Raw genomic sequence first — 13,509 nt, forward strand, 5'->3', positions numbered from 1 at the left:
GTAATGACATCCGTCCTCGTTCATTTCGGGACATTACATGGGAAACCATTCGTGACTTACATGCCCCAGCCCGGAGAGACGACGCCCGATGCCTTCGTTGTGGTGGTCAACCAGCTAGGCCAGCACTCCTTGTGGCGTGCGGCGCTTCCGGTGCCTGGCGGCTGGCGGCGGCAGTCCGGCGTGATGCCGCGAAGCGACTGCCTGGCCGCCATTGAGGGCGCATGGCCGGACATCGCGCCAGCCAGCGTGACGGCCAGGCCAGGTGACCAGGCAGCGGGCGACGGCGAGGCGTTCGTCCACGAGCTCTTTGCCCGGCAGGCCGCCGCCCGGCCTGATGCAGTGGCCGTCGCGGCCGGCCGCGCACGGGTGACCTACTGCGAGCTTGACGAGTCGGCCGGCCGGCTCGCGAGACACCTCCGCGAGAACGGGGTGGGGCCTGAGGTAGTCGTCGGCGTCCACCTGGAGCGGGGCATCGACCTGATCAGGGCCGTCCTCGCGGTCATGAAGGCGGGCGGCGGATACCTGCCGCTCGACCCGGCCCTGCCGGCGGAGCGGCTCACAATGATGTGCGCCCAGGCGGGACCGGCCGTGGTGCTAACGGCGGCGGCAGCCTCGTTTCCCTGCCCCACGGCCAGGATGCTGCCGTTCGCCGGGCAGGCGGACCTCGCATCAGGGCCCGCCGCGGGTCCGGTTGGCCGCCCGCATCCGGACAATCTGTGCTACGTCATCCATACCTCGGGGTCCACCGGCGACCCCAAGGCGGTCGCCGTCAGCTACGGCAGCCTGGCCAGCGAGATCGCCCCGCTGGCGGCCGACTACCAGATCGGCCCGGACGACCGGGTAGCGCAGATGGCCGCCATGGCCTTTGACACGTCGGTAGAGCAGATTTTCGTCGCGCTGACCAGGGGGGCCAGGCTGACGCTGCCGCCGTCTGGCACCCTGGCGCCCTCCGACCTGCTGCGCGGCATCCAACGCAGGGGAGTCACCGTCGTGGACCTGACGCCCGCCTACTGGCACCAGATGCTCGCCCTCACCAAGCCGGACGACGAGCGCCTGCGCAGCCTCCGGCTGATGATCACCGGGGGCGAGATGGCGGATCCCGCCGACTGTGCCGCCGCACTGCGGGCGGTGCCGGGGGCCCGGCTACTTAACGCGTACGGGCTTACCGAGGCGACCATCACCTCGGCCCTTTTCGAGGTGAGCGGCTGGCGGCCGCCGGAACCGTGGACTGCGGTGCCGGCGGGCCGTCCGGCAGGCCCCGCGCGGATCACGATCCTGGACGGGCACCTCAACCCGGTACCGCCCGGGGGATCGGGCGAGGTCTACATCGGCGGTCCCGGCGTCGCGCGCGGCTACATCGGGCGCCTAGGGCTCACCGCGGAGCGGTTCCTGCCCGACCCGGCGGGCGAGCCAGGCAGCCGGATGTACCGGACCGGAGATCTTGGCCGCTGGCTCATGGACGGCACTCTGGAGATCGCGGGCCGGATTGACCGCCAGCTCAAGGTCCGCGGCTACCGCGTCGAGCCGGGAGAGATCGAGACCGTACTCGCCGGGCACCCGGACATCGAGGAGGTGTCGGTGGTGGCGTCGTCGAACCACTCGGGCCACACCCGCCTTGTCGCCTACTACACGCCGACTCGCACCGCGGCGCGAACGGCCCTGCATCACCCGCGGGCGGCGAGCCTGCGGCGCTACCTGCTCGACCGGCTGCCCAGCTACATGGTTCCCGCGGCCTTCATCGTCCGGCACCCGCAGCAGAACCCGGCCGCCAGGCCCCGCAAGGAAACCGGCGATGCCCGCAGGGCAGAGCGGACACGGGCCATGCCCGCGCAGCAACGTCGGCAGGGCGGGCGCGGCAAGGCCGAGCCGCTCACGCCCACCGAGGCAGGGCTGTCCGCCTTGTGGGCCAGGCTGCTCACCCAGGACCAGGTGGGCCTTGAAGACGAGTTTTTCGCGCTTGGCGGCGACTCACTGCTCGCGGCGGAGATGCTGGCGCATACCGACGCTCTCTTCGGCATCCCCGCGGACTCGGTGCGCTCGCTCACCCGCAGCCTGCTGCGCGATCCCACGCTGCGCGCGTTCGCGGCGGCGGTGGAGGATGCCCGCGCGGGGCGGCTGAGCACTGACGGAGACCAGGCCGAGATCGACTTCGACCGCGAAACCAGGCTCAGCCTCAAGGTCCGCGAGCGCGGCGCCCAGGCGGGTTCCGCACACGGTGACCAGGCACCGTCCCGTGCCGAGCCGGAGTGGCGCAACCCGGGTGAGGTGCTGCTCACTGGAGCGGCCGGATTCCTCGGCGCCCACCTGCTTAGCGAGCTGCTCGCCGCCACCGGCGCCCGGGTGCACTGCCTGGTCCGCGCTCGCGACGAGAACGCCGTGCTATCGCGGCTCAGGCATGCCGCCGACCGGTACGAGCTTCCTGTCCCGCGGGGCGATCGCGTCGTGCCACTGCCCGGTGATCTCGCCGAGCCGCGGCTCGGGCTCTCCGATGCCAGGTTCCGTGAGCTGGCCAGGAGGCTCGACACGATCTACCACGCCGGCGCCCAGGTCAACTTCATCTACCCGTATCAGGAGCTGCGGGCGGCGAACGTGACGGGCACCAGAGAGCTGATCAGGCTCGCCGCCATGTACCGTGCGATCCCGCTGCACTACGTGTCGAGCACCGCGGTACTCGCGGGCCTCGGCGTGGCCGGCGTCCGCGAGGTGACGGAGGAGACGCCCCTCGCGTATCCCGAGCTGCTGCACATGGGATACGTGGAGACGAAGTACGTTGCCGAGGAGCTGCTGCGCGCCGCTGGTCGCGCCGGCCTGCCGATGGCGATCTACCGGCCGCTGGATATCGTCGGCAGCCTGCGCACCGGCGCGTGGAGCACGTCGACCGAGATGGCCGCGATGATCAGGTTCATCGCTGACACCGGACTCGCGCCCGATATCGACCTTCCGCTTGACTTCGTGCCCGCCGATGCCTGTGCCGCGGCCATGCGCCATATCTCGGTCACCGCGGGTGCGGCGGGCCGTACCTACCATCTGGCCAGCCCCGAGATGGCGCCGATAGGCACCCTGGTCGGGCGGATGCGGGACAAGGGGTACCAGATCGCGGACATACCCGTCGACGACTGGGTGCGGGAGCTCGCGCGGCAGGCTGCCCGCGACCCTTCGCACCCCATGGCGGCCTTCCTGCCGCTCTTCGTGGGCCGGGTGGCGGGTGGCCTCACTGTGGCCGAGATGTACCTGTCGCACGTCTTTCCTGTCTATGGCCGGTCCAATACCGAGCACGCACTGCTCGGCAGCGGCATAGCCTTCCCGCCCGTCAGCGGGGAACTGCTTGACCGCAATGTGGAACGGCTGATGCAGACGGGCTACCTGCCGGCTCCGCAGGCCGGGCAGCTGCAGGCGCATGTCGGCTAGCCGCTACCCGGGCTGGGAGTCGTTCACATTCCCGGTCGGCCAGGCCAGCGCTGACCAGCCGGTGGCCTTCTGCGCGGACCTGAGCCCCGCGAGCGTGCTCGGCGGGTACCGGCGCGGCATCGTCCCGATCCCCGCGGAAACCGAGTTCATCCGCACCCGCAATGAGGTCCTGTACGAGGACAAGGTGGCTGCGGGGGCGATCGCCATCGTCGGCGGCTCGCGGGACGACCCCTACTGGGTGGCGTGGTGGTCGCCCGACCCGAGACTACTGATCCAGGGAGAAGGGGTCCATCTGGGCAGGAACGTCAGGAAGCGGCTGCGCAGGGACGGGCTCGTCACATCGGCCGACACGGCGTTCCGGCGGGTCGCCGAGGAGTGCCGGGCGGGCCGTGAACCGCGCTGGCTCACCGACTCGCTGCTCGGTTCGCTCGCCGAGCTGCACACCGCCGGCTGGGCACACAGCATCGAGGTGTGGCGCGGCGACGACCTGGTCGGCGGCGCGCTCTGTATGGGCATCGGCGAGGTGCTCAGCGGCGACTCGCTGTTCGGACGGCACCCCGGCGGGGCCGCGATCGCCGTCGCCGACATGTGGGCCAGGCTCGGGGTAGTCGGCGGGAAGGTCATCGACGCACAGTGGGACAGCCCCTTCCTGCGCTCTCTCGGCGCCGCGCCGGTGGCGCGAGAGCAGTACCTGGCGCTGCTCGACCGGTCGGCGGCACCCGTGTCGCTGCCCCGCGAGGCGCTCCCCGCGCTGCGGCTGCTGCCCGCACAGCCCTGAGCGGCCCGGAGAGCACGCTCAGGGCCATGGAGAGGGGCCTAAGCCCTAACGGCCTGGGGAAACCTCTGAGCGGCCCTACATGCGCTCGGGGAGGGGCACGCCAAGCAGGCCGAGACCGGTCGTCAGCACCCGCAGCGTGGCGGCGCACAGCGCGAGCCTGGACTGCCTGGTCTCCTCGTCGTCGGCCTTGAGCACCGGGCACTGCTCGTAGAACGCGGTGAACAGGCTGGCGACCTCGAACAGGTAGCCGCAGAGCCGGTGCGGCTCGGCCGTGTCGGCGACCTGGGTGACGATCGCGCCGAACCCGAGGAGCTTGAGGCCGAGTTCCCGTTCGGCCGGCTCGGTGATGACGATGGGGCCGCCAGGCGTGTCCTCGCCGAGCCCGGCACGCCGGAAGATGGACCTGATCCTGGTCGTCGCGTACTGGAGATAAGGGCCGGTGTTTCCCTTGAAAGAGATCATCCGGTCCCAGTCGAAGATGTACGCGCTGTCCCGCGAAGTGGAGAGGTCGGCGTACTTGATCGCGCCGATGCCGACGTCCTCCGCGATCGCGTCGAGGTCGAGGCCCTCATCGTCACGCTCGGCCTCGTCCAGGAGCGTGCGAGCCCGCTGGACGCCTTCCGTGAGCAGGTCGCTGAGCTTGACGTTGTCCCCTGCCCTGGTCCGCAGCCGCTGGCCGTCCTTGCCCTGGACCATGCCGATCTGGGCGTGCTCGAAGTCCTTGCCGGCCGGCAGCCAGCCGGCCTCCCTGGCGGCGGCGAAGATCATCCTGAAGTGCAGCGCCTGGTCGGAGCCGACGACGTAGATCGCGCGGTCGACGTTGACCTTGTCCACCCGGTACCTGACCGTTGCCAGGTCGGTGGAGGAGTAGTTGTAGCCGCCGTCGCTCTTGCGGATGATCACCGGCAGCGGGGTGCCGTCCCGGTTGGTGAATCCTTGCGGGAAGACGCACAGCGCGCCGTCGCTGATCCGCGCGAGCCCCTCGGCCTCAAGGTCCTCTGCGACGTCGGCAAGCATGTCGTTGTAGAACGACTCGCCCCTGATGTCATCGTCGGTGAGCGTGACCCGCAGCCGGGCATAGGTGTCCCGCAGGTACGCCTTGGACATGTCCACCAGGTCCTGCCAGAGCTGCATGGTCGCGGGGTCGTTGCCGGACTGCAGCTTGACTACCCGTTCCCGCGCCCGGTCGGCATACGCCGGGTCGGAGTCGAACTTGACCCGTGCGTGCTGGTAGAAGGCGTTCGGGTCGGTGCGAAGCAGCCCCGCCTCCGCGGAGTCCTCTCCCACGTCGACCAGGTGCTCGATCAGCATGCCGAACGGCGTGCCCCAGTCACCGACGTGGTTGTCCCTGATCAGGTGATCACCCATGAAGTCGGTCACCCGGGCGATCGCATCGCCCACGATCGTCGAGCGCAGGTGGCCGACGTGCATTTCCTTGGCGATGTTCGGCGAGGAGTACTCGACGATGACCGTCTTTGGATTCGTGGTCCGCGGCGTGCCGACGCGGGGGTCCGCGAGCATCTCGGTGGTCGCCGCGGCGATCCAGGCGTTGCTGAGCCTGAAGTTGACGAAGCCCGGGCCGCTGACGGTGGGCGGCTCGGCGATGTCACCGACGTCCAGGTGGCCGACGATCTCCGCCGCGATGTCCCGTGGCGCCTTGCCGAGCTGCTTGGCCAGCGAGAGCGCCACGTTGGACTGGTAGTCGGCGAACTGGGAGGGGCGGATCAGCGGGTCCGCGTCAGCGTAGGCCGCGCCATAGGCGGCTACGAGGGCGTCGCGCACCCGTGCGCTGAGGACCTGCTGTGGATCTGCCATGTGTCAAGCCTATCGGCCCGGTTGGGAAGGGCCGACCGAATATCACCCGGAGTTACCGGCCGCCAGGTGTCACCGCTCGCGACGGAGGAAGTGGGCGCGGCGCTGCTCGCTGACGCCGATCCGCTCCCGGATCTTCTCGGTGATCTCTCCCCTGGACAGGGTGGCGGCCAGAGCGCAGGCCGAGGTGACGGCGCGGGCGGTGGACGCGCCATGCGCGATCACGACAGTGCCGCCGAGGCCGAGCAGCGCGGCGCCGCCGTACGACTCGGGCTCCAGGCGGTGGCTGAGCTCGCGCAGCCCGCGCCGCTGCAGCGCGGCGCCTAGACGCGCGGCCCTGGTGCTGGTGAGCGCGGTGCGCAGCTCGCCTGCCGCGAACCTGATGGCGCCCTCCAGGGTCTTGAGCGCCACGTTGCCGGTGAACCCGTCGGTGACGATCACGTCGACCGCGCCCGCCATCAGGTCTCCGCCCTCAATGTTGCCCGCGAAATACAGCGGTTGCGCGCCGCCCTGCGGCTCGGCGGTCAGCAGTTCGTGTGCCCGGCGGGTCAGCGCGTTGCCCTTGCCAGGCTCCGCGCCGATGGTGAGCAGCCCCACCTTGGGCTTGGGTATGCCAAGCGCGATCTGCGCATACGCGACGCCCAGGTGGCCGAACTGCACGAGCATCTCCGGCTTGGGGTCCGCGGTCGCGCCGGCGTCGATGAGCACGGTCGGCTTAGGGTACGTCGGCAGCAGGACGGCAAGGCCGGGACGCGGCACGCCGGGCAGCGGGAGGACCCGGTGCCTGGCGCTTGCCACGATGGCGCCCGTTGACCCGGCGGAGACGACCGCGCTCGCCTGGCCGCGCCGCACAAGCTGGCACGCGACGGCGATGCTCGACCTGGGCCGCCGGAAGCCGGCCAGGGCGCCCTCGCCCATCCCAACGGAGTCCTCGGCGGGCACGACGCGCAGATCCGAGCTCGCGCCGAGCCGGGCGATCACCGGGCGCAGCCGCGCCGGCGGGCCGGTGAGCAGCGTAGTAAGGCCGTGCTCGCGCTGCGCCGCGAGCGCGCCGGCGACGATCTCGTCCGGCGCGTAGTCCCCGCCCATCGCGTCGACCGCGATCACCGGTTCGCGCGCAGGAACGCGCAGCACCGGCGTCGGAAGTTCACGGGCGTCATCCTGGCCCGGCGGCACATGGCTCACGTGAGTGCTAATCCCCTAAGTCTCTGTCGTGGCCAAGATTAGACATCTTTCGCAGCCATTATCGCCAGCCCTAAAGCAGGGGCGGGCAACCGGGAGATGAACCCGGTCACTCGCAGCACGGAAAAATCTCCTGCCGGGGCAGGCCTGGCAGGAAGACAACTGTTCACTATGCTCGCAGCCATGGAGCTGAACGGAACTTCCGCGGTTGTCACTGGTGGCGCGAGTGGACTTGGCGAGGCGACGGCGCGCGTGCTCGCCGCCGCGGGCGCGCACGTGGTGATCGCCGATCTGAATGAAGAGCTGGGCAAGCAGGTCGCCGAAGAGATCGGCGGGCAGTTCGCCAAGACGAACGTGACCGACGAAGGGGACGCCGCAGCGGCCATCGCCGCCGCCGAGGGGTCGGGTCACCCGCTTCGGGTGGTGGTGAACTGCGCCGGGATCGGCTACGCCGCCCGCACCGTCAACCGCGACGGCTCGCCGCACGACCTGGCGAGCTTCGCCAAGGTCATCGCGGTGAACCTGACCGGCACCTTTAACGTGCTGCGGCTCGCGGCGTCGGCGATGGCGAAGACCGAGCCCGCCGACGCGGACGGCCAGCGTGGCGTCATCATCAACACCTCCTCTGTCGCCGGCATCGAGGGCCAGACCGGGCAGATCGCCTACTCGGCGTCCAAGGGCGGGATCATCGGGATGACCGTCCCCGCCGCCCGCGACCTTTCTGTCATCGGCGTGCGCGTCAACACGATCTGCCCAGGCGTCATCTTCACGCCTATCTACAAGTCCATCGCTGGCGGCGGCAAGGAAGCGGACGAGTTCCTTGCCAGGCTGGCGGCGCCGGTGGTATTCCCGAAGCGGCTTGGGCGTGCGGACGAGTTCGGGCAGCTGGTCCGCTCGCTGGTCGAGAACGACTACATGAACGCGGAGGTCATCAGGTTCGACGGCGGGATCCGGTTCCAGCCCAAGTGATGCTTTCGGGGGAGGTATGTCGGGGATCGCGGGGTGCCTCGCACTGGCGGGGGGAACCAGGCCGGACGCGGACTGGGTGCTCCGTGCTGTGCGGCGGATGGCGCACAGAGGGCCGGACGACGAGCATGTGATCTCGGACGGTCCGATATCGCTTGGCGCCAGGCGGCTGGCGGTCACTGAACCGTCAGCCGCCGGGCGGCAGCCGATGCGGTCCGCCGACGGCCGTTTTCTGATCGTCTACGACGGGGCGATCTACAACTACGGGGAACTGGCGCAGCGGCTGCGGTCGCGCGGGGTGACGCTGCGCGGCCGGTCAGACACCGAGCTGCTGCTTGAGACCTACGCGGCGGAGGGCAGGGAGGCGCTGCGGCGGCTGCGCGGCATGTTCGCCTTCGCCATCTGGGACAGCCAGACCGGAGAGCTGTTCTGCGCGCGCGACCCGTTCGGCATCAAGCCGATGTACTACACCCTGGCCGAGGGCGGCAGGCATCTGCGTTTCGCGTCGGAGCGCAAGGCGCTGCTCGGCCCCGGCGAGGTCACGGTGATCGATCCCGAGGCGCTCCGCAGGTACCTGGCGTTCCAGTACGTCCCAGCGCCCGCGACCATGACGCCGCCGGTAAACTGCCTGCCCGCGGGCTGCTTCCTGTCGGTACGGCCAGGCGAGCCGCTCGACCGGCCCGTCAGGTACTGGCGGCCGATGCTGCGGTCGGCCCGCTCGCCCGCCGCGGACTCACCGGAGCGCGTGCTCGCCGCGCTGCGCGGCTCAGTCGCCGTCCACCTGCGCAGCGATGTGCCGGTGGGCGCGTTCCTGTCAGGCGGCGTGGACTCCGCGGCGATCTGCGCGATCGCGGCGGAGACCAAGCCCGGCATGCTCACGTTCACCGCCGGGTTCGCGCGTCCCGGCTACAGCGAGATCGAGCAGGCGCAGGAGACGGCCGCGGTCCTCGGGCTGCGGAACGTGCCGTACCTGATCACGGCGCAGGAGTTCGCGGCGAGGCTGCCGCAGATCATCTGGCACCTGGACGACCCGATGGCGGACGCCTCGGCGGTCGGCCTCTGGTTCGTCGCCAGGGAGGCACGGCGGCACGTGAAGGTGGTGCTGTCGGGAGAGGGCGCCGACGAGCTGTTCGGCGGCTACCGCGTGTACCACCAGCCCGGCGTGGTCAGAGCGGCGACCAAACTCGGCCCCGGGCGTTCCATCGCCGCGGCGATGGCCGACCGGATACCGTCCGGGCAGAAGGGCAAGGGGCTGCTCGAGCGCATCGCGACACCGCTGCGCACCAGGTACATCGGCAACGCCAACGTCTTCTCGGCCGCGGAAATCGACGTGCTGACCAGGTACGGCGGCGGCAGCGCCTACGACGTGACCGGCCCGCTATTCGACCAGGCCGACGCCGCCGGGCTCGATGACGTGGCCACCATGCAGCTCGTCGACATCAATACCTGGCTGCCCGGCGACATCCTGGTCAAGGCCGACCGCGCGTCAATGGCGCACGGCCTGGAGCTGCGTACGCCGTTCCTCGACCGCGAGGTGATGTCGGTGGCGAGCAGGCTGGCGCGGGCGGAGAAGACCGCCGCTGGCACGACCAAGTTCGTGCTGCGCGAGGCGGTGGGCAGCCTGCTGCCGCAGGAGAGCGCGGAGCGCCGCAAGCTCGGCTTCCCCGTCCCGATCGGGCACTGGTTCCGCGGCGAGCTGTCCGGCTACGCAGATCAGGTGATCCGCGAGGCGCACACCGAGGAATGGCTGGACAAGCGGGCGGTCATGGATGTGCTGCGCCGCTTCAAGGCCGGCGACCCCGACGTGCGCTGGCGGCAGGTTTGGGCACTGGCGGTGTTCTCGCTCTGGCACCAGATCTTCGTGGAGCGGGTCTTCGACCCGGTTGCGCTCGGCTGGCAGGCCAGCTTGCGGGGGGACGACCCCCCCGCACCCTAGCCTTCGGCGGGCAGGATGCCGCTGTCGGCGAGCGCCTCGCGGATCTTGCGCCGTCCCCGGTGCAGCCGGGACATGACCGTGCCGACGGGCGTGCCCATGATCTCGGCGATCTCGCGGTACGGGTAGCCCTCGATGTCGGCGAGATAGACCGTAGTACGGAACTCGTTAGGCAGCCCGCGCAGCGCGCGGAGCAGGTCCGAGTCGGTCATGTGGTCGAGCGCTTCGGCCTCGGCCGAGGGGACGGGCGGTGCCAGCCGGTCGGCGGACATCTGCCATTCCTGCAGGTCGCCGCCGAGCGCCTGCTGCGGTTCGCGGCGGCGCTTGCGGTAGACGTTGATGAACGTCGTGGTGAGGATGCGGTTAAGCCAGGCACGAAGGTTGGTGCCGGGGCGGAACTGGTGGAATGCCGCGTACGCCTTCGCCGACGTCTCCTGGACCAGGTCCTCGGCGTCGGTGGGGTTGCGCGTCATCCGTAGTGCCGCCGGGTACAACTGGCTGAGCTGCGGCACGACGTCGCGCTCGAACCGGATGCGACTGTCGTCGTCTTCCATCGGGCTCATACCTGGCTCCGGGGGTTGGTCGGCTCCTTCTCACTCATGTAGACGAATGAAACGGCTCCGGCGGTCCAATATGTGACTGAGATCACCTCAAGATATGTCGCGTCGTCGCGAGTAAGCTGTATCTACCCTGAAAAAACGCTCATAAGCCAGCAGACAGGCGGAGCGAAGGGGCTAAATCCAGCCGCTGTACCACATGTGAGACAGCCAGTCCGAGTACGGGATGATCTTGCCCGAGAGGATCGGGTAAAAGTACCAGAACACCCCGAGGACGGCGAGGACATAGAGGGCGACGACTACCGACCCGATCGCCCTGTGCAGCCGGGAAGAGGCCGAGCCCAGGATCAGGCCGAGGCACAGCACGATGCAGATGATCAGGAACGGCTCGAACTCGAGCGCGTAGTAGTAGAACTTGGTCCGCGACACGAACGGCAGCCAGGTCACCCAGCCGGCGGCCACGCCGAGCAGCGCCGCGCCTGCCCGCCAGTCCCTGCGGGTCAGCCACCAGCCGAGGCAGAACAGCATGGCGGGCAGCGAAACCCACCAGATGGCGGGGTTCCCGATGGCGAGCACTTCCTGGACATACGGGCCGGTCGTGCCGGTCTTGGCGACGTGCAGCCCCGCCGAGTCGGTGAAGCTCGTCCAGTAGAACGCGACCGGACGGCTGATGACGAACCAGTCCCACGGCTGCGACATGTACGGGTGCGGCGACTTCAGGCCGACACCGAACTGCAGCATTTCCTTGTGGTACTGGAACAGCGAGTACAGCGGGGCGACGACCGGGTTGCTGACACCGTTCTGCTGTGCCCAGTCCCTGTCGTAGCCGGTGTTGGTGATCAGCCAGCCAAGCCAGGTGAGGGTGTAGGTGACGAGCGGTATCACGCCGAGCGTGAGCGGCAGCCACTTGGCGTCCCTGACAAGCGCGCCGCGCCAGTAGGCGCGCAGGCCGGCCGCGCGGCGGGCGCCGAGGTCCCAGGCGATGCACAGGCCGGCGAACGCGAGGATGTACCAGGCGCTGTACTGCTTGGTCGCGCAGGCGAGGCCGATGAGCACGCCGGCCAGCACGCGCCACTTCCTGATCCCCAGCGCCGGCCCGGCCTGATCGACTGGCCGGAGCACCACCGCCTCGGCCAGTCGCTCCCTGGACACGTCACGGTCGACCACCAGCGCGCCGAACGCGGCGAGCACGAAGAACATCAGGAAGATGTCGAGGATCCCGGTCCTGCTGAGCACGAACTCGAGGCCGTCGAGCGCGAGCAGCAGGCCGGCCGTGCAGCCGAGCAGCGTAGAGCGGGTGAGCCTGCGGGCGACGCGGCACATCACAAGGACGGCGAGCGTTCCGAAGACCGCGGGTGCGACCCGCCAGCCGAGGGTGGTAAGCCCGTAGATCCACTCGCCGACCGCCATGACCAGCTTGCCGACCGGCGGCTGGACCACGTACTCGCCGCAGCCGGTGCCGGAACAAGCCTGAAAAATGCTGGTATGCCCGGCGATGATCAGGTTGTTGACATAATCGGCGTTCTTGGCGGGGTTTGGAATGATGTTCCATTCCACCCCGTGCTTGAGGATGGACCAGGCGTCCTTGGCGTAATAGGTCTCGTCGAAGATGACCGCGTTGGGAACCGATAGCCTGTTGAACCGCAGGATGGCCGCGAACAGCGTCACGAGGAGCGGACCGATCCAGCCCCACAGCCGGTCGTCCGGCATCGGTGTCAGCAGCCGGCCGCGGAGCGCAGCGATCCGCTCGGCGGCGGTGCCGCCTGCCGCCTCGCCGGCACGTGAGAAGACGTCGGCGGCCATGTCGCGGCCGCCCTCGGCGGGGCCGTCGTCGGGATCCTTGGCCGGCTGGCCGGCCTGCGTAGCGGTCATCGAACGCAATGCTATGTGGAGGCAGGCCCGCGTGGGGACGAGAAATTCTGCCGATCGTGTACCTGGTAGGGAACGCGAAGGTAACGCCCAGGTTGGCGTTTTGACGCTGGCCGGCGTGCCGATCGGCCAGGCCGCCGATGCGCCGGCGCGGCTCGCCGAGGCACTTGCCGCCGCCGACGTGATCGCGGCCGAGGACACCAGGCGGGTCAGGCAGCTCGCCGCCGCGCTTGACGTGCGGCTGAGCGCGCGAGTGGTCTCCTACTACGACGTGATCGAGGTGCGGCGGGCCGCCGAGCTTGTGGCCGAACTGGCGGCGGGCAAGGACGTGCTAGTGGTGACCGACGCGGGCATGCCGGCCATCAGCGATCCCGGTTACCGGCTGGTCGCGGCCGCGGCGGCGGAGGGGATCCGGGTGACGGCGGTGCCCGGCCCTTCGGCGGTGACCACGGCCCTGGCGGTCTCCGGCCTGCCCACCGACCGGTTCTGCTTCGAGGGCTTCCCGCCGCGCAAGACCGGCGAGCGGGCTCGCCGGTTCGGCGAGCTGGCCGCCGATCCGCGCACGCACGTGCTTTTCGAGTCGCCGCGGCGGGTCGCCGCGACCCTGGCGGAGCTGCGCGACTCGCACGGCGATGACCGTGCCGCGGTCGTCTGCCGCGAGCTCACCAAGACGCACGAGGAGATCGTGCGCGGCTCGCTCGGCGAGCTCGCCGCCTGGGCGGCGGGCCAGGAGGAGTCAGGCGGCGGAGTCCGGGGCGAGATCACGCTGGTCGTCGCCGGCATCGGCCAGGCGGCTGTCAGGGCCGCCGCCCGCGCCGCGGCGCGCGAGGCGCGCCGAGCCGAACGCCACCGCGACGGCTAGGCAGGCGAACGGCACGGCGGTCGTCACGTAGCGGTAGTCGAATTCGGCGGTGGCGGCAGGCGCGACGATCAGTACCACCGAGCACAGCCAGGGCAGTAGCGCCTCCCGTCCGCCACGCCGCCACCGCCGCGCGATCCCGTAC

At 70.0% G+C, this 13,509-nt stretch carries 9 protein-coding genes; 5 read left to right on the forward strand and 4 right to left on the reverse strand.

The genetic code is table 11. The features are described from left to right. Window positions 1–60 precede the first annotated feature (60 nt). Both EAS64_RS15230 and EAS64_RS15235 read left to right on the forward strand, forming a co-directional pair. A complete protein-coding gene (locus EAS64_RS15230; RefSeq protein ID WP_246115757.1) occupies window positions 61–3,408 on the forward strand; it encodes an amino acid adenylation domain-containing protein in 3,348 nt (1,115 codons plus the stop codon). Continuing rightward, entirely contained in the window at window positions 3,398–4,186 is a 789-nt protein-coding gene (locus EAS64_RS15235) for a leucyl/phenylalanyl-tRNA--protein transferase (RefSeq protein ID WP_145853683.1), read from the forward strand. Before EAS64_RS15230 ends, EAS64_RS15235 begins: the two co-directional genes overlap by 11 nt. Window positions 4,187–4,261: 75 nt before the next feature. On the opposite strand, the gene argS is transcribed toward EAS64_RS15235, so the two are convergent. Together argS and plsX are read right to left on the reverse strand one after the other, a co-directional pair. Further along, a complete protein-coding gene (argS, locus tag EAS64_RS15240; protein WP_145853684.1) occupies window positions 4,262–6,001 on the reverse strand; it encodes an arginine--tRNA ligase in 1,740 nt (579 codons plus the stop codon). Window positions 6,002–6,070: 69 nt separating this feature from the next. After that, the gene (gene plsX, locus EAS64_RS15245) at window positions 6,071–7,174 is read right to left on the reverse strand and encodes a phosphate acyltransferase PlsX (RefSeq protein ID WP_439333610.1); all 1,104 of its coding nucleotides are present in this window, start codon (window positions 7,172–7,174) and stop codon (window positions 6,071–6,073) included. A 189-nt stretch (window positions 7,175–7,363) separates the two neighbouring features. Here plsX and EAS64_RS15250 point away from each other — a divergent pair, with 189 nt between their 5' ends. Together EAS64_RS15250 and asnB are read left to right on the forward strand one after the other, a co-directional pair. After that, the gene (locus tag EAS64_RS15250; RefSeq protein WP_145853685.1) at window positions 7,364–8,149 is read left to right on the forward strand and encodes an SDR family NAD(P)-dependent oxidoreductase; all 786 of its coding nucleotides are present in this window, start codon (window positions 7,364–7,366) and stop codon (window positions 8,147–8,149) included. 16 nt (window positions 8,150–8,165) lie between these two features. Further along, window positions 8,166–10,082: an asparagine synthase (glutamine-hydrolyzing) gene (asnB, locus tag EAS64_RS15255; RefSeq protein WP_145853686.1), complete on the forward strand. Its 1,917-nt coding sequence runs from the start codon at window positions 8,166–8,168 to the stop codon at window positions 10,080–10,082. On the opposite strand, the gene EAS64_RS15260 is transcribed toward asnB, so the two are convergent. Beyond that, the gene (locus EAS64_RS15260) at window positions 10,079–10,642 is read right to left on the reverse strand and encodes a sigma-70 family RNA polymerase sigma factor (RefSeq protein ID WP_145853687.1); all 564 of its coding nucleotides are present in this window, start codon (window positions 10,640–10,642) and stop codon (window positions 10,079–10,081) included. The genes asnB and EAS64_RS15260 overlap by 4 nt on opposite strands. A gap of 171 nt (window positions 10,643–10,813) precedes the next feature. Then, on the reverse strand, window positions 10,814–12,508 hold the full coding sequence (locus EAS64_RS15265; protein WP_145853688.1) for a dolichyl-phosphate-mannose--protein mannosyltransferase: 1,695 nt from the start codon (window positions 12,506–12,508) through the stop codon (window positions 10,814–10,816). Between the two features lie 100 nt (window positions 12,509–12,608). Between EAS64_RS15265 and rsmI the strand changes: the two genes are divergently transcribed. Next, window positions 12,609–13,367 (forward strand): 16S rRNA (cytidine(1402)-2'-O)-methyltransferase, encoded by a 759-nt coding sequence (gene rsmI, locus EAS64_RS15270; protein WP_246115704.1) that lies wholly within the window; start codon window positions 12,609–12,611, stop codon window positions 13,365–13,367. Window positions 13,368–13,509 lie beyond the last annotated feature (142 nt).

The organism is Trebonia kvetii (assembly GCF_007827045.1).
Taxonomy (GTDB): domain Bacteria; phylum Actinomycetota; class Actinomycetes; order Streptosporangiales; family Streptosporangiaceae; genus Trebonia; species Trebonia kvetii.

Coding starts and splice junctions, on each gene's coding strand:
- EAS64_RS15230 (WP_246115757.1), top strand. CDS start 61: ATGCCCCAGCCCGGAGAGACGACGCCCGATGCCTTCGTTGTGGTGGTC.
- EAS64_RS15235 (WP_145853683.1), top strand. CDS start 3,398: ATGTCGGCTAGCCGCTACCCGGGCTGGGAGTCGTTCACATTCCCGGTC.
- argS (WP_145853684.1), bottom strand. CDS start 6,001: ATGGCAGATCCACAGCAGGTCCTCAGCGCACGGGTGCGCGACGCCCTC.
- EAS64_RS15250 (WP_145853685.1), top strand. CDS start 7,364: ATGGAGCTGAACGGAACTTCCGCGGTTGTCACTGGTGGCGCGAGTGGA.
- asnB (WP_145853686.1), top strand. CDS start 8,166: ATGTCGGGGATCGCGGGGTGCCTCGCACTGGCGGGGGGAACCAGGCCG.
- EAS64_RS15260 (WP_145853687.1), bottom strand. CDS start 10,642: ATGAGCCCGATGGAAGACGACGACAGTCGCATCCGGTTCGAGCGCGAC.
- EAS64_RS15265 (WP_145853688.1), bottom strand. CDS start 12,508: ATGACCGCTACGCAGGCCGGCCAGCCGGCCAAGGATCCCGACGACGGC.